Here is a 20251-nt window from a genome sequence, read left to right as displayed (position 1 = left end):
GGCCGGCGTCGCCCGCTACCCCCGTTTCCGGACCCTGTGGCGGCCGGTGGGGACGGGGTCCTCGTCGGTTCGGTGTCAGGAGGTCCGCGGTGCGTGTCCCGGTACGTCGATGCGGTCGGGGCGGCGCGCGGAGGGCCGCTCCCGTGTGGCTCACCCATGTGCTGCGCTCGCGCAGTGGCCCCGTGCCCGGGGCCGCGATGGTGCGCGGGGCGCTGGGCGCGGGGCCGTTGCTGGCGGCCGGCATCGTGCTGGAGTGGCCGGGGTCGGGCGTGCCCGCCGCCCTCGGAGCCATGCTCGCCGGAGTGAACGACCGCCCCGGGACCCGGCGCGAGGGTCTCGTGCGCATGGGCCTTCCGGCCGTCGCGGGAGCACTCGGCCTGTACGCCGGCGCGCTCGTCGCCGGGACGGCCGGGCGGGGGGCGGCGGTACCCGTGCTCTTCGCGGTGGGCTGGCTCTCCGGGGTCCTGAGCGCACGCGGACCCGTCTGGTCCGCGGCCGCCCTTCAGGCGCTGGTCGCCACGACGATCGGGCTGGGCATGCCTCTGACCGGACCGGCCTGGGGCAACGCCCTGGGCTTCCTGGCCGGGGCGGGCTGGCTGGTGGTGCTGCGGCTGCTGCCCCGGATCTCGGCGGTGCGCCCGGGGCGGCGTCGTTCTCCGGGGGCGCGGGACGCGGCGGGCCCGTCGGCCCCGGCCCCCGCGAGCGAGGAACGCGAGGCCGTCGCGGCGGTGTTCGACGCGCTGGCGGAGGCGCTGGCCGCGCTCGGCGGTACGGGGGCGCCCGCCGCCCGCCGCCGACTGGTCGCCGCGCAGCAGCAGGCCGAGGAGGCCCTGCGCCTGATGCGGCTGCTGCCGGGCCCGGCGCAATCCGGGGACGCGGCCCGACGGGCCCTCGCCGCCCGCCTCGGCGCCGGGGTCGCGCTCTGCGAGGCGAGCATCGCGCTGCTGTGGGCGGGCCGTCCGGTGCCGGACGCGGTGGCGGAGGGGCCCCGGCGGCTGGCCGCGGCCGTCCGGTCCGGCGGACCGGCGGGGCCGCTGCCGGGCGCGGCGCCCGACACCGTGGAACGGCTCGCCCTCGACCGGGCGGTGCTGGAGGCCGCGGTGGTCTTCGACCGGACGACCCCGGGCCGCGCGCGGGGCGCCCACGACGACCGGGAGCGGGCCGGCGTCCACCGTGGGGAGCCGGCCCCCGCCGGCCCGCCCGCTCCGGGGATGCGGCACGCTCTCCTCACCTCCGCCGGGCGCGAGTACGGGCTGCGGGTGGCCCTGTGCGTGGCGGTCACGGCGGCCGTGGCGCTGTCGCTGCACGAGAGCCACTGGTACTGGCTGCCCGCGACCGCCGCGTTCCTCGTGAAGCCGGACATGGGCCCGCTGTTCTCCCGGGTGGTGAACCGGTTCGCCGGGACGGCGGCCGGGGTCCTGGTGTTCGTCGCGCTGTCGGGCGTCTTCGGCGGCTCCGGTCCGGGACCCGTCGTGGGGGCGGCGGTCGTGGCCGGGGCCCTGGTCCCGTTGTCGACCCGCCACTTCGCGTTCCAGACCGCGGTGATCACGGTGCTGGTGCTGGCGTTCGCGCACACGGCGGGTGATGCCGAGGCCGCCGGACCCCGTCTCCTGGAGACGTTCCTGGCCTGTGCGATCGTGCTGCTCGTCGGCCATCTGCCCGGGGTGGCCGACCCCCGGGTGCGCGTCGGCCACCGGTTCGCCGTCACGCTGCGGTGCACGGAACGGTATCTGCGGTACGTCCTGGACGCGCCGGAGGGAACGGGCGGGGCGCGGGACGCGCGCGGGCCGGGCGATGCCCACGGGCTGGCGCTGCGGGCCGCCGCGTACCGGGCGCTGGCCGAGGCGCGGGCCGCCGCGGAGACGGCGGCGGCCGAACTGCCGGGCCCCTTCGGGAGGCGGCGCGAGGACTGGTCGGCGGTGACGGTCGCGGCGGAGCGGGCCGTCGACGCGGCGACCGCGTGCGCGCTGCGGGTGGGGAACGGGGTGCCGAGGCCCGCCCCGGCCGAGGCGGCCCGTGTGACGTCGGCGCTGTCGGTGCTGGCGGACGCCCTGGAGGACGGGCACCGCACGGCGCGGCCGGCGCCCGGACCGGGGCCGCGGGACTGCCGCTCGCTGCGGGACGTGATGGCTCAGGCGCACGGCATCCACCGGCTCACTGCGGCGGGACGGGTGCGGCGCGGCGGCCCGGCCGTGGGGCAACACCCCGCCGCCCGGACGGAGATGCGCGCTTGACGCCTCCCGTCAAACCCTTGGTGCGGTGAGGGTCTCGTGAAAGGATCACATCAATTCCGTGGCGTGTCCCCGTATCCCGCGGCGCGTCACGCCTCGTCCCGTCATCCATGGAGAACACACGTGGCCAAGACATCTGGCCGGCTGCCCGCACGCGCAGCCTCGCGTCTCGCCGCCGCCGCGATAACCGTGGCGCTCGTCGGCACCGGCGCCACCGCCTTCGCGGCGAACCCCGCCGACGCGCCCATGTTCGGCGTGGTCGGCCTCGACGCGGCCGGCACCTCGTACTTCTACGCCCCGAACGGTGAGGGCGGTCTGACGTCCCGCACCCCGCTGGACTCCGGCTGGAAGGACGTCACGTTCGCCGGCCGCGTGGACAACGACGCGGACGGCGCGGTGGACGGCCGCTGGCAGACCAACGCGGCGGGAGTGCTCCAGTACGCCGCCAACGACGGCTCCGCCCCGGAGAAGGTCGGACACGGCTGGAACATCTACGACAAGCTCGTCGTCCCGGGCAACGTCGGCGGCGCCGAGGCCGGCGATCTGCTGGGCCGCGACAAGAGCGGCTATCTCTACCTGTACCTGGGCTACGGCGACGGAACCGTCACCAAGCGGTACAAGGTCGGCGGCGGCTGGAACGTCTACACGCAGATCGCCGGCAACGGCGACCTGACCGGCGACGGCAAGAACGACATCGTCGCCCGCGACACGTCCGGCGTGCTGTGGCTCTACAAGGGCACGGGCGACTACAAGGCCCCCTTCGCCGGCCGCACCCGGATCGGCGGCGGCTGGAACGCGTACAACGCCCTCTACGCGACCGGCGACATCGACATGGACGGCATCACGGACCTCCTCGCCCGTGACGCGGCCGGTGCGCTCTACCTGTACAAGGGCACCGGCAAGGCGGCGGCGCCGTACGCGAGCGCCGTGAAGATCGGGAACGGTGGCTGGAACACCTACCGTCTGGTCTTCTGATCAAAGGTGGAGGTTTTCCCCCCGAAGTCATGACACGATTCGCTTGAATCCCGTGGCCTGCTCACCCGGATCGGGTGGGCGGGCCACTTGTCATCCACACCCATGGAGTACTTCGTGGCCGAATTTTCTGGCCGTAAGCACAGACGCATAGCCGCCCGCGCGGCCGCCGTGGCGCTCACCGCCGCCCTGGTCGGCACGGGCACCACCGCCTTCGCCTCCGACTCCCCGAGCCCCGCGCTCGGTTCGTCGGACAAGGCGCCCGCCGCGGCCACCGCCGCCGCGGCCGCCGTCACCCCCAACTTCGCGCTGTACGGCGTCACCTCCGGTGGCTACGCGTACGCGTACCGGTCCAACGGCAAGGGCGGCCTCACCGCTCGCGAGGAAAAGGGCTCGGGCTGGGCGGGTGTCGCCAACCTGCTCCAGGTCGCCAACACCCAGAAGTCCAGCGGCGACAGCGACGGCATCTGGTTCCGCGAGACCAGCGGGTACCTCGGGTACCTGAAGTTCAACGCCACCTCAGCGACCCAGGTCGGCAAGGGCTGGGGCATCTACAACAAGCTGGTCTCCCCCGGCAACGTCGGCGGCGCCGCGGCCGGCGACCTGCTCGGCCGTGACAAGAGCGGCAACCTGTACCTGTACCTGAACAAGGGCAACGGTTCGCTGACCAGCCGCTACAAGGTCGGCGGCGGCTGGAACGCGTACACCGAGATCGCCGGCAACGGCGACCTCACCGGCGACGGCAAGAACGACATCGTCGCCCGCGACACGTCCGGCGTGCTGTGGCTCTACAAGGGCACGGGCAACTACAAGGCCCCCTTCGCCACCCGCACCAAGATCGGCGCCGGCTGGAACACGTACAACCAGCTCATCTCCACGGGCGACATCACCGAGGACGGCAAGACCGACCTCATCGCCCGTGACAAGACCGGTGTGCTGTACCTGTACAAGGGCACCGGCAAGGCCTCGGCGCCGTACAGCGGCCGCGTGAAGATCGGCACGGGCTGGAACACCTACCGCTTCCTGTTCTGATCCCCGCCGCACCCCCCACACACTGAGAGAGGGCCGCACCCCCGTCGCCGGGGGTGCGGCCCTCTCGCCGTGCCGGGCCCGGCCCCCTGCGGGGACCGGGCCGTGCGGCCTAGCTGCGGATCAGGCTGCGGAGCACGTACTGCAGGATGCCGCCGTTGCGGTAGTAGTCCGCCTCGCCGGGGGTGTCGATGCGGACGACGCCGTCGAACTCGACGCCGGTGTCGGTGGTGACCTTCACCGTGCGCGGGGTGGTGCCGTCGTTCAGCTCGGTCACGCCGGTGACGGAGAAGGTCTCCTCGCCGGTGAGGCCGAGGGTCTCGGCGGTCTGGCCCTCGGGGAACTGGAGCGGGAGGACGCCCATGCCGATGAGGTTCGAGCGGTGGATGCGCTCGTAGGACTCGGCGATGACGGCCTTGACGCCGAGGAGCGCGGTGCCCTTGGCGGCCCAGTCGCGGGAGGAGCCGGAGCCGTACTCCTTGCCGGCCAGGATGACCAGCGGGGTGCCGGCGGCCTGGTAGTTCTGCGAGGCGTCGTAGATGAACGACACCGGACCGCCGTCGCGGGTGAAGTCGCGGGTGTAGCCGCCCTCGGTGCCCGGCGCGATCTGGTTGCGCAGGCGGATGTTGGCGAACGTGCCGCGGATCATGACCTCGTGGTTGCCACGGCGCGAACCGTAGGAGTTGAAGTCACGGCGCTCGATGCCGTGCTCCGTGAGGTACTGACCGGCCGGGGTGTCGGCCTTGATCGCACCGGCCGGGGAGATGTGGTCGGTGGTGACCGAGTCGCCCAGCTTGGCCAGGACCCGGGCGCCGGTGATGTCCTCGACCGGCGAGGTCTCCATGGTCATGCCCTCGAAGTACGGGGGCTTGCGCACGTAGGTGGACTCGGCGTCCCACTCGAAGGTGTTGCCGGTCGGGATGGACAGCGCCTGCCACTGGGCGTCGCCCGCGAAGACGTCCTGGTAGGACTTGTTGAACATGTCCTCGCCGATGGCGTTCGCCACGACGTCGTTGACCTCGGCCTCGGAGGGCCAGATGTCCGCCAGGTGGACCGGCTTGCCGTCCTGGTCGACGCCGAGGGCGTCCTTGGTGATGTCGACCTTCATCGAACCGGCGATGGCGTACGCGACGACCAGCGGCGGGGACGCCAGGTAGTTCATCTTGACGTCCGGGTTGATCCGGCCCTCGAAGTTGCGGTTGCCGGAGAGCACCGAGGTCACGGCCAGGTCGTGCTCGTTGACCGCCCTGGAGACCTCCTCCGGCAGCGGGCCGGAGTTGCCGATGCAGGTGGTACAGCCGTAGCCGACGAGGTTGAAGCCGACCTTGTCGAGGTACGGGGTCAGGCCCGCCTTGTCGAAGTAGTCGGTGACGACCTTGGAGCCCGGGGCGAGGGTGGTCTTGACCCACGGCTTGCGGGTCAGGCCCTTCTCGACCGCCTTCTTCGCCACGAGCGCCGCGGCGACCATGACGTACGGGTTCGAGGTGTTGGTGCAGGAGGTGATCGCGGCGACGGTCACGGCGCCGTGGTCCAGCTCGTACGTGGTGCCGTCGGGGGCGGTGACGGTGACCGGGTTCGTCGGGCCCGCGGCGCCGATGGCCGGGGAGTCGGAGGCCGGGAAGGACTCCTTGCCCGCCTCGTCCACGCTGTCCACGTAGTTGCGGACGTCCTGGGCGAACTGGGCCTTGGCGTTGGCGAGGACGATGCGGTCCTGCGGGCGCTTCGGACCGGCGATCGACGGGACGACCGTGGAGAGGTCCAGCTCCAGCTTCTCGGAGAAGTCGGGCTCGGCGGCCGGGTCGAGCCAGAGGCCCTGCTCCTTGGCGTACGCCTCGACGAGCGCGACCTGCTGGGCGTCGCGGCCGGTCAGACGCAGGTAGTTCAGCGTCTCGTCGTCGATCGGGAAGATCGCGGCGGTGGAGCCGAACTCCGGCGACATGTTGCCGATGGTGGCGCGGTTCGCGAGCGAGGTGGCGGCGACGCCCTCACCGTAGAACTCCACGAACTTGCCGACGACACCGTGCTTGCGGAGCATCTCGGTGATGGTGAGCACGAGGTCGGTGGCGGTGGTGCCGGCCGGCAGCTCGCCGGTCAGCTTGAAGCCGACGACGCGCGGGATGAGCATGGAGACCGGCTGGCCCAGCATCGCGGCCTCGGCCTCGATGCCGCCGACGCCCCAGCCCAGCACGCCGAGGCCGTTGACCATGGTGGTGTGCGAGTCGGTGCCGACGAGGGTGTCGGGGTACGCCTGGCCGCCGCGGACCATGACGGTGCGGGCCAGGTGCTCGATGTTGACCTGGTGGACGATGCCGGTGCCCGGGGGGACGACCTTGAACTCGTCGAAGGCGGTCTGGCCCCAGCGCAGGAACTGGTAACGCTCCTTGTTGCGGCCGTACTCCAGCTCGACGTTCTGACCGAAGGCGTCCTTCGTACCGAACTTGTCGGCGATGACGGAGTGGTCGATGACCAGCTCGGCCGGCGCGAGCGGGTTGATCTTCGCCGGGTCGCCGCCCAGCTCCTTGACGGCCTCACGCATGGTCGCGAGGTCCACGACACACGGCACACCGGTGAAGTCCTGCATGATCACGCGGGCCGGCGTGAACTGGATCTCCTGGCTGGGCTGCGCCTGGGAGTCCCAGCCGCCGAGCGCCCGGATGTGGTCGGCGGTGATGTTCGCGCCGTCCTCCGTGCGGAGCAGGTTCTCCAGCAGCACCTTCAGGCTGTAGGGGAGGCGCGCGGAGCCCTCGACCTTGTCCAGCCTGAAGATCTCGTACGACTCGTCGCCCACGCGCAGCGTGCTGCGGGCGTCGAAGCTGTTCGCCGACACGACAGTCTCCTTCATCAATGTGCGCGTAACCCCGCGCCGCGCCTCGCTTCGGCGGGCGCCGCGTGGTGCCGCCTCGGCCCGCCGACCATCCGCTAGGGTATGGATTAGTTAGGTAACCCTTACCTGCGGCCGTCCGCTGTGCGCCTTCGGCATATATCTCGATGTCGAGATAACTCTAGTACATCGCCGTGGAAGGGTCATGTCCGGCCGCCCCCGACACCCGGCCGGCACCCCGACGCCACCCGATCGACATCCCTTCACCCGCCCGCCCGGAAGCCGGGCCGGGCCGGGGCTCCGTGTCCGCTTCGGATACCTCATGACCGAACGTGACCGGGCCGGAGCGTCTGCTCGCGGTTGAGTACGTATCTCTTTCATCGATGTACCCACCCCGCGCCCCGGTCTACGGCATAGGATCATGCCGCGTCACCCCAGCCCCATCCGCACCGTCCGCACCATCCGTCACAGCGCGGATGGTGTGCGCCGACGTGCCCATGCCCCCCACACCCGTTGACAGGTATCTGCGTGTTACCGATATTCAGGACCGGTTCCGGCGACGGAGCCGCGCAGTGAGAATCAATCGACGTCTCGTTCTGCTCGTCACCGCACCACTGACCGTGGCCGTCACCTTCTCGGTGCTGGCCCTGGCCCCCGCCACCGAGAAGGCACTCCAGGCCGACCGGCTGGCCTCGATGGTCGACGCCGCGGCCGGTGCGGGCGAGTTGGCCCATCAGTTACAGCGGGAGCGGGCGGCGGCCACCGCGCTGGTCTCCGGACAGGGAGACGCGGAGACCTTCCGCTTACGCTCCGACGCGACCGACAGGAGCGTCACCGGCTTCCGGAGCCGGATCGAGGACCTGTCCGGGGTGCCGGGCAGCACCCGGGCCGCCCTGGACCGCATCCGGCGCTTCATCGACGACATGCCCGCGCTGCGGGCGCAGGCCCGTTCCGGCAGCAGCACGGTCTCCGCGCTCGCCTTCGGCTACCGGATCGTCATCGCCGACCTCAACGCATACCGCGACGGCATCGCGCAGGCGGACGGGGTCGACGCCGGGATCGCGGACCGCATCCGCGCCGCCGCCGCCCTCTCCGAGGCGGCCGAACACACCGCCCAGCAGCAGGTCACCGTGGCGAAGGCCCAGGCCGCCGGCGGCTTCACCATCGCCTCGCAGCGCACCTTCGACGCCGGCCGGCTCGGCTACACCGAATCGATCGGTGTGCTCTTCGACCTCGGCCCCGGCGAGTGGCGGACCTGGCTGGAGCGCACCCTCTCCGGAGCGAAGGCCATGGAGGCCCGCCGGCTGGAGGACGAGATCGGCCGCACGGGCGCCGGCAGAAACATCGATGTCGCCCCCGAGCGCTGGCAGAAGGCGTTCAACGACCGCCAGACGCTGCTGCGTTCGGTGGAGAAGCGGGTCGACGCCTCCGTCCGCGACACGGTGGAGGACGCCCGCTCCACGCTCCTGTGGACGGCCGGGGCCGAGATCGCCCTGGTGGTGCTGCCCCTGGTCGGCGCGTTCGTCGTCGCCGTCCGCCTGGGCCGCGTGATGATCCGGCGGCTGCGCGAGCTGCGCAACGCCGCCCACGAGGTCGCCCACACCGGACTGCCCGCCGTGATGGCCGAACTGTCCCGGCCCGGCGCGCTCAGCGGCGCGACGCCCGAGGAAGTGGCGCGGCGGACCGGCGATCCGGTCGGGACCACCGGCGAGGACGAGATCGGCGAGGTCGGTGAGGCGTTCAACGCGGTCCACCACGAGGCCGTCCGTCTCGCCGCCCAACAGGCCCACGTGCACGAGCAGTTCGCCGAGACGCTGGTCGGGGTCGCCCGCCGGGGAGCCCAGTTGACGGCCGTCATGGTGTCCGAACTGGACACCGTCCAGCGCGACGAGGCCGACCCCCAGCGGATGAGGACCTTCTTCGCCCTCGACCACCTCGCGATCCGCATGGAGCGCAACACCAACAGCCTGCTGGTGCTGGGGGGTTACGGAAACGCCCGCGTCCGCACCGCCGATGCCGCGTGTTCCTCCGTGATCGTGGCCGCGGCCCAGCAGATCGAACGCTTCGACCGGGTCTCCCTCGGTGTCGTGGAATCGGGGATCGGCATCGCCGCCCGTGCCGTGCACGACGTGGCGCACATCCTGGCGGAACTCCTGGACAACGCGACCCGGTTCTCCGCCCCCGGCACGCAGGTCGGCGTCGCCGTGTGGCGGCTGTGGGACCGGGCCGTGGTGCAGATCGTGGACGAGGGCGTGGGCATCCCCGCAGAACGCCGCGCCCTCCTCAACTCCGCGCTGCGCCGGCCGCAGGCGGGCATCGGGGACGTGCGGTCCATGGGGCTGCACGTGGTGGCGAGGATCGCCGCGCGTCACGGCATCGTGGTCGAACTGCGCGGTTCGTCCGGCCCCGGCACCATCGCCGAGGTCACCCTGCCGGCGAAGGTGCTGGCCGCCGCCCCGGTGGAGGCGCCGGCGGCCGGTCCGGCCGCCGGCCGGGACGACGAGGTGCGCTACGAGGCGCCCCGGCCCGTCGCACCACCCGTCCGCAGACGGTCGGCCGCCCCGGCCGCGCGGCCCGGGGGCGGCGGCCTCCCGGCAGGGCCGCCGCCCGGTCCCGCCCCGCGCGACCACGGCACCGCGCCCGCGCCGCATCCCGTGCACGACGAGACGGCCCCGGCCGCCCCGGCGGTCAGTTCCTCGGGGCTGCCGCTGCGGCAGCGGGGCGCTCCCCAGCACCGGCCCGCACCGGGCCGGCGGGAGGACGCGGGACAACGGGACGGCGCCGGGGCCCCCAGGCCCTCGCCCCGCCGCCGGGACTCCCGGCAGGTCTCCGACGTCCTGGCCGCGTACGCCCAGGGCATCAGCCGGAGCACGAACAACCGCGGGCGCTCCCCCGCCGACGACGACACCGAACGGACCGAGACATGACCTCTCCCACCGACCTGAACTGGATCCTGAGCGGTTTCGCCGCGCGCATCCCGGAGGTCACCCAGGTGATCGCCGTCTCCGTGGACGGCCTCGCGCTGGCCTACGCCGGTGTGGAGCGCGACGACGCCGAGCGGCTGGCGGCCATCGCCTCCGGTGTCGTCAACCTGCTGTCGGCCGCTGCCCAGTTGACGCGCACCGACCCCGTCGAGCACAGCCTCACCGCGATGGAGGGCGGCTACATGTTCTCGATGGCCGTCTCCAGCGGCGCGTCCCTGCTGGTGACCACCACCAGGGACGCGGACATCGGCGAGGTCAGCTACATGATGTCCGAACTGATCAACCAGGTCGGCGACGCGCTGTCTCCCCAGGTCCGCGACGCGGGCCTGCCGCAGGCGCGCTGACCGCCACCCGGTGCGCGCCCTCCTCCCCGTCCCCCGTCCGTCCCCCTCCCGATGAGAGCCCTCATGTTCTTCGACATGTCCCGCACCCGCCGCAGACTGCGGCCGGCCGTCGCCACCGCCCTCGCCCTCGGCCTGGCCGCCGTCACCGGATGCAGCGGTGACAGCGGCGACGACGCCACGGTGAAGGTCGGCCTGGTGGCCTCCCTGTCCGGCACGTACGAACCGGTCGGCACCGAGCTGCGGGCCGGCTTCGAGCTGTATCTGAGCACCCACGACAACAAGCTCGGCGGCCGGAAGGTGAAGCTCGTCGTGGCGGACGAGGGCGACGGGCCGCCGACCGCCGTCCCGGCGGCGACCAAGCTGGTCAAGAAGGACAAGGTCGACGTGCTGACCGGCCTCGTCAGCGGCGGTTCGGTCAACGCGGTGCTGCCGCTGGTCACCCAGGCGAAGATCCCGTTCCTGGGCTCGAACGCCCGGCCGCCCGTCAAGGACATCGAGTACGTCTGGACGACGAGCTTCCTGTCCGACGAGCCGGGCAGGGCCATCGCCCCGTACGTGAAGAAGACGGTCGACGGACCGGTCTACGCGATCGGCCCGGACTACCAGGGCGGTTACGACGAACTGCGCGGTTTCACCGAGGAGTTCAAGCGGATCGGCGGGAAGCTCGCCAACCCCGGCGGGAAGACGACCTGGACGCCGTTCCCGAAGACGACCAACTTCATGCCGTACTTCGCCGAGATCGCGAAGACGGACGCCAAGGCGGTGTACTGCTTCTACGCCGGGAAGGCCGCGATCGACTTCGCCAAGCAGTACGCCCAGTCCGACATCGCCGATCTGCCGCTGTACACGGCCTTCGTGACCGAGGGCAGCGTCCTCCAGGCGCAGGGCGCCGCGGCGAAGGACATCTACTCGGTCCTGAACTACGCGGCCGACCTCGACAACGCCGCCAACCGGAAGTTCGCGGCCGACTGGACGGCCGAGCACGACACGCAGCCGACCACGTACGCGATGGCGTCGTACGACGCCGCGGCGGTGCTGGACAAGGCCGTCGCCAACGCGGCGAAGAAGGGCGAGGTGACGCCGAAGACGATCAACGAGGCGATCGCGGACCTGGGCCAGATCGACAGCCCGCGCGGGGCCTGGGAGTTCGGCGACAAGGCGCACTCGCCGGTGCAGACCTGGTATCTGCGCCAGGTGCGGCAGGACGGCGGCCAGCTGGCCAACGTCATGGTCCAGGACCTGGCGACGCTCGGCAGCTGACATGGGACTCCTGGACGCCCACCTCGTACCGGCGGTGGACGGCGTGGCCTACGGGCTGCTGCTGTTCGTGGTCGCCGCCGGTCTGAGCCTCGCCTTCGGCACCGCGGGCGTGCTGAACCTGTCGCACGGCACGCTGTACGCGATCGGCGCCTACACGGGCGCCGAGCTGAGCGACGGCACCTGGGGCGGGCTGGCCCTGGGGCTGGTCGCCGGGACGGCCGCGGCGTGCGCGGCCGGAGTGGGGCTGTCCGCCGCGACGGCCCCGCTCGCGCGGCGCGGCCATCTCGCCCAGGCCCTGCTGACGTTCGGACTCGCCCTGATCGGCGGCGATCTGCTGGTCCAGTTGTTCGGCGCGGACGAACTCCCGGTACGCGTCCCCGAGGCGCTCGACACCTCGGTGACGCTGCTGGGTCACCGGTATCCCGCGTACCGGCTCGGCTTCATCGTGATGGCCGTGCTGCTCGCGGCGCTCGGCACCTGGGTGCTGACCCGGACCCGGATGGGCACGGCGGTCCGGGCGTCCGCCGACGATCCGCAGATGCTGGCCGCCACCGGGCACAGCCCCCGGGCGGTGCACACCGGTGTGCTCGCGGCGGCGGGGGCGCTCGCCGGGGCGGCGGGGGTGCTCGGGGCACCGATCATCGGCCCCGGCCCCGGCACCTCCGAGAACGTGCTGATGCTGTCCCTGGTGGTCGTCGTCCTCGGCGGGCTGCGCTCGCTGTGGGCGACGTTCGCGGCGGCCGTCGCGGTGGGCGAGGTGCAGACGCTGGGCGTCTCGGTGGCACCGGACCTGGCACCGTATCTGCTCTTCGCGGCGATGGCGGCGGTGCTCGTCGTCCGCCCCCGCCTCGCGGAGCCGGAGGCCGCGCAGGGCCCGCAGGACTCCTCCCCCGATCCGCTCGAACGGCTCCGCCGCCGGATCGCGGGGCGGCTGCGCGGCCGGCTCCCCGACATGCGCCCGCTCCCCGGCATCGGCCGGCTCCCGGGCGGCCCCACGTGGCGTCGGGCCGTTCCTCCGCTCGTATTCCTCGCCGTGCTGATCGCCCTGCCGGGGATGCTCGACGCGTACAGCATCTCGCTGGCCGGGTCGGCCCTCGCGCTCGGACTGCTCGCGGTGAGCGTCACCGTCCTCACCGGCTACGCCGGTCTGCCCACCCTCGGCCAGACCGCGCCGTTCGCCGTCGGCGCGTACGCCACCGCCAATCTCGCGGACGCGGGGTGGACCGCCGGCCCCGTCCAGCTCGTCCTGTCGGCGCTCGCGGCGGCGGTCTTCGCCGCGGTGACGGGCCCCGCCGTGATCCGGGCGCGCGGGACCACGGTCCTGATGATCACCCTGGCCGTCGGCGAGCTGACCAGTGTGGTGATCAACCAGGTCAAGTCCCTCACCGGCGGCGCCGACGGACTCGTCGGCTTCCCCGCCACCCGGGCGCCGTGGAGCGGGGAGGGGATGACCGGGGAGAGCGAGCTCTACCGCTACGCGCTCGTCGTCACCGTCGTCGCCGTGGCCGCCACCCTCCTCGTGCTGCGCTCCCCGGCCGGGAAGCTGCTGACCGGCGTCCGGGGCGCCGAGGCGAGAATGCGCGCCTCCGGGCACCCGGTGGGGCGCTATCTGCTGGTCGCGTACATCGGTGCCGGTGCGCTCGCGGGCGTCGGCGGTTCGCTGATGGTCTCCGTGCAGCAGTACCTCTCCCCCGCCGACGTCGGCTTCGAGATCGCCGCGTTCGCGCTGCTGGCCGTCGTCATCGGCGGGACCACGTCCGTCGTCGGCGCGGTGCTGGGCGCCGGACTCATCGTCATGACCCGGGACTGGGTGGCCGGCTCCTGGCCGGGACACGGTCCGCTGCTGCTCGGCGCGCTGTTCGTCGCGGCGGTGTACGTGCTGCCGCGCGGCCTGGCCGGGCTGCTCGGCGGCGCGGCCGGGCGCGCCCCGGACGGTCCGCCGCCCGGGGAACCGCCCCCGTCCGCACCCGTATCGGCCCCGGCCGGGAAGGCCACCACGACCCCATGACACCCGCCCCGACACCCTCGGACCCCGTACCGCCGCTGCTGGAACTGAGCGGCCTCACCCGGAGGTACGGCAGCCTCACCGCCGTGGACGGCGTCAGCCTGCGGCTGCCCCCGGGCGCCCGGCACGCCGTCATCGGCCCCAACGGAGCGGGCAAGACGACCCTGCTCGACCTCATCGCGGGCACCGACCGGCCCGACCGGGGCAGGATCACCCTGAACGGCACCGATGTCACCCGTCGGAGCACGGCGCGGCGAAGCCGGCTCGGCATCGCGCGCAGCTTCCAACAGCCTTCGGTGATTGGCGAGTTGACGGTGCTGGACAATGTCGTGCTGGCCGGCCGGCCGCACCACCCGAAGCGCCGCGGCGCCTGGCGCCGCCCGTCCCTCCGCCGGTCGCACATCGAGTCCGCGCTCCGCCATCTCGACACGGTCGGCCTGGCCGGCCTAGCCCACCGGCCGGCCGCCACGCTCTCCCACGGCGGGCGCCGCATGCTGGACCTCGCCGCCGCTCTGGCCGGCGACCCGCGCCTCCTCCTCCTGGACGAGCCCGCGGCCGGGCTGACCGACCGCGACATCGGACGCCTGCTCGACCTGCTCGGCGCGCTGCCGGAGAGCGTCGCCGTCGTCCTGGTCGAGCACCACGTCGACGTCGTCGCCCACCTCGCGTCGACGGTGACCGTGCTGACGGCGGGACGCGTCCTGCTCACCGGTCCGACCCAGGAGGTGCTCACCCATCCGGAGGTACGCGCGGCGTACCACGGGGGCGGGGCACCGGCGGGAGGCGGCGGGGGCGCGTCCGGCTCGCGGACGGCGGACTCCGGGGCGAGCGGGTCCCGTACAGGGACGGCTGCGGACACCGACACGGGACTGCCCGGCACCCGGGCGGCCACGGACACGGACGCGGGCGAACCCCGTACCGGCACGGCAGCAGACCCCGAAGCGAGAGGATGACCGGCCCCGATGCTCGAACTGACCGGCCTCACGGCGGGCTACCACGGTGGCACCGTCCTGCACGGGCTCGACCTGTCGGTGCCCGCCGGCGCGGTGCACGCCGTCGTCGGCCACAACGGCGCCGGCAAGTCGACCCTCGTCCACACCGTCGCCGGGCTGATACGCCCCGGGGCCGGCACCGTCCGCCTCGACGGGCAGGATGTGACGGGGTGGCCGCCGCACCGGATCGCACGGGCCGGCATCGGGCTCGTGCCGCAGGGGCGCCGCGTCTTCGCCGGGCTCACGGTCGCCGAGCACCTGCGGCTGTCGTACCGCCCGCCCCGGCGCGGCGACACCACCCGCCCCAGCGTGTGGACACCGGCGCGGGTGCTGGAACTGCTGCCCCGGCTGGGCGAGCGCCGGAGCCACCGGGGTTCGGCGCTGTCGGGCGGTGAGCAGCAGATGCTGGCGCTGGCCAGGGCGCTGCTGGGTTCGCCGCGCGTGCTGCTGCTCGACGAGCCGACCGAGGGGCTGGCCCCGGCGCTCGTCCGGCAGGTGCACGACCTGATCGCCACACTGGCGGACGAGGGCATCGCCGTCCTCCTGGTGTCCCCCAGCCCGGTCCTGGCCGCCGCATGCGCCGGGACGCTGACGGTCCTCACCTCGGGGCGGACGACCCTGAGCCTGGACGGCGCACGGGTCCGGGCGGACCCCACCGAGCTGAACGCCGCGCTGGAACTCGCACCGGCCGCGGGGCCGCCGGGTGGGCCGGAGCGGTAGGGGCGGAGCGGTACGGGCCGCCGGGGATGCCTTGAGGCACGGCCCCGCACCCACCCCCGGCCCTCCCCTACCGGCCCACCCCCTCCCCCGGCCCCTCGCTCACCCGGCCTTGATGCTGTGCCCGCCGAATCCGCTGCGCCGGTCGGAGCCGTTGTTCTGGTCCTGCCACCACGCGTCGAACTCCGGCTGGCCCATGGCCGACCAGTCGGGGGTGTGCTCGACCTGCGCGGCGCCCATCCTGCGGGCCAGGGCGACCATGGCCGACCCGATCGCGCCCCGGCCGGCGTCGTAGGTGTCCAGGATCTCCTGCCAACCGCCCCCGGCCGTCCAGGCGTTCTCCAGGGCCAGGGCGTCCTGGAGGGCCTTGACGCTGCCGCCGCCGATGTGCGGCCGGGCGACGCTGGCGGCGTCACCGACGAGGACCGCACGGTCGGAGGCGTAGTGCGGGACCTCCAGGTCGTAGATGGGCTGGATGAAGGTGGTCTCGGCGGGGGTGCGGAGCACGCGGGCAGCCCAGTAGGGCGGGAAGTGGTCGGCGACGAGACCGCGCAGGTACTCGGTGAGCGCCGCGTTGAGCCGGCCCGGCGGCAGCGACGTCGGGGTCCGCAGGTCCGGGTGGAGCCCTTCGGTCTGCGGCGGGGTCGTGTAGAGGACCCAGTTGAGGCGGTGCCCTCCGGAACCGTCCGGAATGCGGTAGATCATGCAGTGACCGCCGGGGAAGACGATGTTGTGCGCGTCGCGGCCGTCCGAGGGAAGGCCGGCGACGTCCGACGACGTACCGCGCCAGCCGATGTACCCGGCGTACGCGGCGTCCGCGCCGGGGAACATGGCCTCGCGGACGACGGAGCGGTAGCCGTCCGCACCGATCACGAGGTCGAAGCGCTCGCGCTCGCCGCCGTCGAGGCGCAGCGTGACGCCGTCGGCGTCCGGTTCGACACCGGTGACGACCGCGCCGGACCGGTAGGAGACACCCTGCGGCACGCGTCGGCGCAGTTCGCTCCACAGGGAGCCCCAGCTGTAGGCGCGGAAGGGGAACGGCTGCTCCCCGATGACGCGTCCGTGCTCCGCGCCGCCGTCACGCGCGCTCCACACCCGCCGGGTCAGCGGGGCCCAGGGCATCTCCGGGGCCACGTAGCCGGCGTCCCTCAGCTCCTCGAACCGGTCGCTGTGGAGGGCGATGCCCACGCCCCGGTCCCGGAGCCGGTCGTCGGCGCGTTCCAGGACGGTGATCCGCTCGGCCCCGCCGCGCGACGCGGCCAAGGCCGCGGCACATCCCGCGATGCTGCCGCCGACCACGGCGACGCTGCCTCCACGCATGACTGGCGCTCCTCTCCTCCGCTGTCCGGCCGCCGCCCCAGCCGTAACTCCGCCTGTACGCACGCCCGTTGATCACACAGAACCCTATCGGGAGCGCGAGCCCGACGATCACCTCCCACGACGAGGCGGACCACCCCGCACGCCGGGCACCGCCCGGACGGCCGCCCCCGGCGTGCCGGACCCGCGCACCGGGGGGACCATGACGACGGAAACGTCTGAGCGCCTCCCGTACCACCCCCGCCCCCGGTGGGCTCGTTCACCCACCCGTCACCCGAACACCACACCCCGACACAGGGTTCATCTCATATGTGAGATAGCCTTCCGGCATGTCAGACGACTACCTCGTACGTATCGGCAAGCTCATCCGTGACGCCCGTCAGCACCGGGGCTGGACACAGAGCCAGCTGGCCGAGGCGCTGGGCACCAGCCAGAGCGCCGTGAACCGCATCGAGCGCGGCAATCAGAACATCAGCCTTGAGATGATCGCGCGCATCGGTGAAGCACTCGACAGTGAGATCGTGTCACTCGGCTACGCGGGCCCGATGCACCTGAGGGTGGTCGGCGGCCGCCGGCTCTCCGGGGCCATCGACGTGAAGACGAGCAAGAACGCCTGTGTCGCCCTGCTCTGCGCGTCGCTGCTCAACAAGGGCCGTACGGTGCTGCGCCGGGTGGCGCGCATCGAGGAGGTCTACCGGCTCCTCGAAGTCCTCAACTCCATCGGTGTGCGCACCCGTTGGATCAACGACGGCACGGATCTGGAGATCGTCCCGCCGGCCCGCCTGGACATGGACGCGATCGACGCGGACGCCGCGCGCCGGACCCGGTCGATCATCATGTTCCTCGGCCCGCTGCTGCACCGCATGGACCGCTTCAAGCTGCCGTACGCCGGCGGCTGCGACCTCGGTACGCGGACGATCGAGCCGCACATGATCGCGCTGCGCCGCTTCGGCCTGGACATCGCCGCGACGGAGGGCATCTACCACGCGCAGGTCGACCGTTCCGTCACCCCCGGCCGCCCCATCGTCCTGACCGAGCGCGGCGACACCGTGACCGAGAACGCCCTGCTGGCGGCCGCCCGCCACGACGGCACCACGGTCATCCGCAACGCCTCCTCCAACTACATGGTCCAGGACCTCTGCTTCTTCCTGGAGGCGCTGGGCGTACGGGTGGACGGCGTCGGCACCACGACCCTCACCGTGCACGGCGTCCCGACGATCGACGTGGACGTCGACTACTCCCCGTCCGAGGACCCGGTCGAGGCGATGAGCCTGCTGGCCGCCGCCGTGGTCACCGAGTCGGAACTGACGATCCGCCGGGTCCCGATCGAGTTCCTGGAGATCGAGCTGGCCGTCCTGGAGGAGATGGGCGTCGACTGCGACCGCTCCGCGGAGTACGCGGCGGACAACGGCCGCACCCGCCTGGTCGACCTGACGGTCCGCCCCTCCAAACTGGAGGCGCCGATCGACAAGATCCACCCGATGCCGTTCCCCGGCCTCAACATCGACAACGTCCCCTTCTTCGCGGCCATCGCCGCCTCCGCCCACGGCCAGACCCTCATCCACGACTGGGTCTACGACAACCGCGCCATCTACCTCACCGACCTCAACCGCCTCGGCGGCCGCCTCCAACTCCTCGACCCCCACCGCGTCCTGGTCGAAGGCCCCACCCGCTGGCGCGCCGCCGAAATGATGTGCCCCCCGGCCCTCCGCCCGGCCGTCGTCGTCCTCCTCGCCATGATGGCGGCCGAGGGCACCTCGGTCCTGCGCAACGTCTACGTCATCAACCGCGGCTACGAGGAGCTGGCGGAGCGGTTGAACTCGGTGGGGGCGCAGATCGAGATCTTCCGGGACATCTGACGGGCAGGGTGTCGTGCCCCTTGGAGACAAGGGGCACGACACCGCGACATGGTGCCTGACCTGCGAATACTTGCCTTCACAACCTTTCGCTGATCTCTGCTGCCTTTCAGCACCTTGTGCAACGCGTGCGCAAGATGATCTTGATGGGTCGACGACGCGTCAGGTGAACCCGAGCGGTCTCCAGGCGATCAGCCGCGAGGTGAACGACCTCTGCCGCAAGGTCCGGCGCATCGCCGTCGACCTGGTCGACGCCTGGGGCATTCCGCCCGAGATGCCGCGCGCGCCGGACCTGGCGGGCCGAGCCGAAGCGGGCAGCGGCCCGTCGGCCGTTCACCAGCGCGGGGTGCGCACCGCCGAAGGGCCGTCGTCGCCGCGCAGCGGGCGCGGGGGCTGATTGAGGATGTCGCGGGCCGTACTGCCGTCGCCGCCCGGCGGGGGCCGCCAGCGACGGGCCCGGCCGCCGAGAAGGAGGGCCACGCGGCCCAGGAGCAGGGCGAGTGTCCCTTTGGTCCGTTTCACGGTGTTTCCCTCCAGGGGGTCTGGGAATATCCACCGCGCATCTGAACAATAGACATCTGTACGGGCCGGGCGGAGCCATCGGAAGCTGACGAGGGGGTCGGGTGGGCGGCATCGGTGAGGGCGACGGCCGGTCGACGGGCCCGGGCGAGCAGACGGCGGGGACGGCGCCGGAGGCACAGCTGTCCGAGGACGCCGTCCGGGTGTTCCGCTGGGTGAGCGACCAGGGCTCGTGCGACGTTCGCACCGTGGGCGCGATGCTGGGCCTGCCGGAGAACTGCGCGGCATCGGCGGTGCGGACCCTGACCGACCTCCTGCTGCTGAGGCATGTGCCCGAGGACCCCGACCGGCTGGTGCCGGTGTCCCCGGACGCGGCCATCGCCGCGCTCATCGCACCGAAGGAGGCGGGGCTGCGCCGGCAGCTCGCCGAGATCGACCAGCTCCGCGGCGAGCTGGCGCTCCTGACCCCGCTCTACACGGAGGGCCGGCGAAGATGGCAGGGGCGGCCGGCGCTGACGGAGGTCACGGACCTGAAGACCGTCGTCGGTATGATCACCGAGGCCACCATGCGATGTCGGCGCGAAGTGCGCACCTGCCACCCCGGCGGGGGCCGCTCCCCGGCTCTCCTGGAGCAGGCCTTCGTCCGGGACCGGGACATGCTGCGCAGAGGAGTGCGGATGCGCACGCTGTACCAGCACACGGCCCGCTACCACCTGCCCACCCAGGAGTACGCGCGGCGGATGACCGCCGAGGGGGCCGAGATCCGGACGCTGAGCGAACTGTTCGGCAGGATGGTCGCCTTCGACGGGGAGACGGTGTTCATCCCGCACCAGGACGACCTGGACGCGGCCATCGTCATCCACGACCCGTCCACGGTGGCGTACCTGTGCACGACCTTCGACCACGCCTGGTCGCTCGCGGAGCCCTACCAGCCGGCGTGGACGGAGAGTTCGGCGCGCGACGAGGTGAAGCAGGCCATCGTGCGCCTGCTGGCCGAGGGCATGAAGGACGAGATGGTGGCCCGGCGGCTGGGGATGTCGCTGCGCACCTGCCGCAAGCACATAGCCGAGATCATGGAGCAACTGGGCGCGGCCAGCCGCTTCCAGGCCGGATATCTCGCCCGCGTGCAGTCCTCCGGCCCGGCCGCCACGGCCCCGGGAACCGCCTGAGCGCCCCGGCGGCGCCCCCGGCGCCGCGCCGGAGG

The 20251-nt window shown here is 72.8% G+C and carries 14 protein-coding genes; 12 read left to right on the top strand and 2 right to left on the bottom strand.

Annotation, left to right across the window (positions count from 1 at the left end):
- Positions 1-143: 143 nt before the first annotated feature.
- From ACWCXC_RS11635 to ACWCXC_RS11625, 3 genes are all read left to right on the top strand, one after another.
- Entirely contained in the window at positions 144-2234 is a 2091-nt protein-coding gene (locus ACWCXC_RS11635) for an FUSC family protein (RefSeq protein WP_450888306.1), read from the top strand.
- Between the two features lie 120 nt (positions 2235-2354).
- A complete protein-coding gene (locus ACWCXC_RS11630) occupies positions 2355-3206 on the top strand; it encodes an FG-GAP repeat domain-containing protein (RefSeq protein ID WP_450888304.1) in 852 nt (283 codons plus the stop codon).
- A 114-nt stretch (positions 3207-3320) separates the two neighbouring features.
- Positions 3321-4235, top strand: a complete 915-nt coding sequence (locus tag ACWCXC_RS11625; RefSeq protein ID WP_450683736.1) for an FG-GAP repeat domain-containing protein — start codon at positions 3321-3323, stop codon at positions 4233-4235.
- Between the two features lie 109 nt (positions 4236-4344).
- Here ACWCXC_RS11625 and acnA read toward each other — a convergent pair whose 3' ends face one another.
- On the bottom strand, positions 4345-7059 hold the full coding sequence (acnA, locus tag ACWCXC_RS11620; protein ID WP_450681081.1) for an aconitate hydratase AcnA: 2715 nt from the start codon (positions 7057-7059) through the stop codon (positions 4345-4347).
- A gap of 566 nt (positions 7060-7625) precedes the next feature.
- Between acnA and ACWCXC_RS11615 the strand changes: the two genes are divergently transcribed.
- The 6 genes from ACWCXC_RS11615 (at position 7626) to ACWCXC_RS11590 (ending at position 15358) form a co-directional block, all read left to right on the top strand.
- A complete protein-coding gene (locus ACWCXC_RS11615) occupies positions 7626-9980 on the top strand; it encodes a nitrate- and nitrite sensing domain-containing protein (protein ID WP_450888302.1) in 2355 nt (784 codons plus the stop codon).
- Positions 9977-10381 (top strand): roadblock/LC7 domain-containing protein, encoded by a 405-nt coding sequence (locus ACWCXC_RS11610; protein ID WP_450888300.1) that lies wholly within the window; start codon positions 9977-9979, stop codon positions 10379-10381. The genes ACWCXC_RS11615 and ACWCXC_RS11610 overlap by 4 nt, the downstream gene beginning before the upstream one ends.
- 63 nt (positions 10382-10444) lie before the next feature.
- Complete coding sequence (locus tag ACWCXC_RS11605) at positions 10445-11641, top strand: ABC transporter substrate-binding protein (protein ID WP_450888298.1); 1197 nt, start codon at positions 10445-10447, stop codon at positions 11639-11641.
- A 1-nt stretch (position 11642) separates the two neighbouring features.
- Positions 11643-13649, top strand: a complete 2007-nt coding sequence (locus tag ACWCXC_RS11600) for a branched-chain amino acid ABC transporter permease (protein ID WP_450888296.1) — start codon at positions 11643-11645, stop codon at positions 13647-13649.
- Positions 13646-14599, top strand: coding sequence for an ABC transporter ATP-binding protein (locus ACWCXC_RS11595; RefSeq protein WP_450888294.1), 954 nt, complete (start codon positions 13646-13648; stop codon positions 14597-14599). The genes ACWCXC_RS11600 and ACWCXC_RS11595 overlap by 4 nt, the downstream gene beginning before the upstream one ends.
- 9 nt (positions 14600-14608) lie before the next feature.
- The gene (locus tag ACWCXC_RS11590; protein WP_450888292.1) at positions 14609-15358 is read left to right on the top strand and encodes an ABC transporter ATP-binding protein; all 750 of its coding nucleotides are present in this window, start codon (positions 14609-14611) and stop codon (positions 15356-15358) included.
- Between the two features lie 99 nt (positions 15359-15457).
- Here ACWCXC_RS11590 and ACWCXC_RS11585 read toward each other — a convergent pair whose 3' ends face one another.
- A complete protein-coding gene (locus tag ACWCXC_RS11585) occupies positions 15458-16675 on the bottom strand; it encodes an FAD-dependent monooxygenase (protein ID WP_450888290.1) in 1218 nt (405 codons plus the stop codon).
- 326 nt (positions 16676-17001) lie between these two features.
- Between ACWCXC_RS11585 and ACWCXC_RS11580 the strand changes: the two genes are divergently transcribed.
- The 3 genes from ACWCXC_RS11580 to ACWCXC_RS11570 all read left to right on the top strand — a co-directional run bounded on the left by ACWCXC_RS11580 (position 17002) and on the right by ACWCXC_RS11570 (position 20216).
- Positions 17002-18531, top strand: coding sequence for a helix-turn-helix domain-containing protein (locus ACWCXC_RS11580; RefSeq protein ID WP_450681089.1), 1530 nt, complete (start codon positions 17002-17004; stop codon positions 18529-18531).
- A gap of 163 nt (positions 18532-18694) precedes the next feature.
- The gene (locus tag ACWCXC_RS11575; RefSeq protein ID WP_450888287.1) at positions 18695-18925 is read left to right on the top strand and encodes a hypothetical protein; all 231 of its coding nucleotides are present in this window, start codon (positions 18695-18697) and stop codon (positions 18923-18925) included.
- Between the two features lie 226 nt (positions 18926-19151).
- Positions 19152-20216 (top strand): LuxR C-terminal-related transcriptional regulator, encoded by a 1065-nt coding sequence (locus ACWCXC_RS11570; protein ID WP_450681105.1) that lies wholly within the window; start codon positions 19152-19154, stop codon positions 20214-20216.
- Positions 20217-20251 lie beyond the last annotated feature (35 nt).

This window comes from Streptomyces sp. NPDC001515, assembly GCF_053597115.1.
Note: the sequence above shows the minus strand (reverse complement) of the source record. Positions and strands in the feature narration are given on the sequence as shown.

Bases quoted from the DNA above. Each gene is read 5' to 3' on its own strand.
- ACWCXC_RS11600 (WP_450888296.1), top strand. From the start codon at position 11,643: ATGGGACTCCTGGACGCCCACCTCGTACCGGCGGTGGACGGCGTGGCC.
- ACWCXC_RS11605 (WP_450888298.1), top strand. From the start codon at position 10,445: ATGTTCTTCGACATGTCCCGCACCCGCCGCAGACTGCGGCCGGCCGTC.
- ACWCXC_RS11580 (WP_450681089.1), top strand. From the start codon at position 17,002: ATGTCAGACGACTACCTCGTACGTATCGGCAAGCTCATCCGTGACGCC.
- ACWCXC_RS11610 (WP_450888300.1), top strand. From the start codon at position 9,977: ATGACCTCTCCCACCGACCTGAACTGGATCCTGAGCGGTTTCGCCGCG.
- ACWCXC_RS11585 (WP_450888290.1), bottom strand. From the start codon at position 16,675: ATGCGTGGAGGCAGCGTCGCCGTGGTCGGCGGCAGCATCGCGGGATGT.
- ACWCXC_RS11590 (WP_450888292.1), top strand. From the start codon at position 14,609: ATGCTCGAACTGACCGGCCTCACGGCGGGCTACCACGGTGGCACCGTC.
- ACWCXC_RS11595 (WP_450888294.1), top strand. From the start codon at position 13,646: ATGACACCCGCCCCGACACCCTCGGACCCCGTACCGCCGCTGCTGGAA.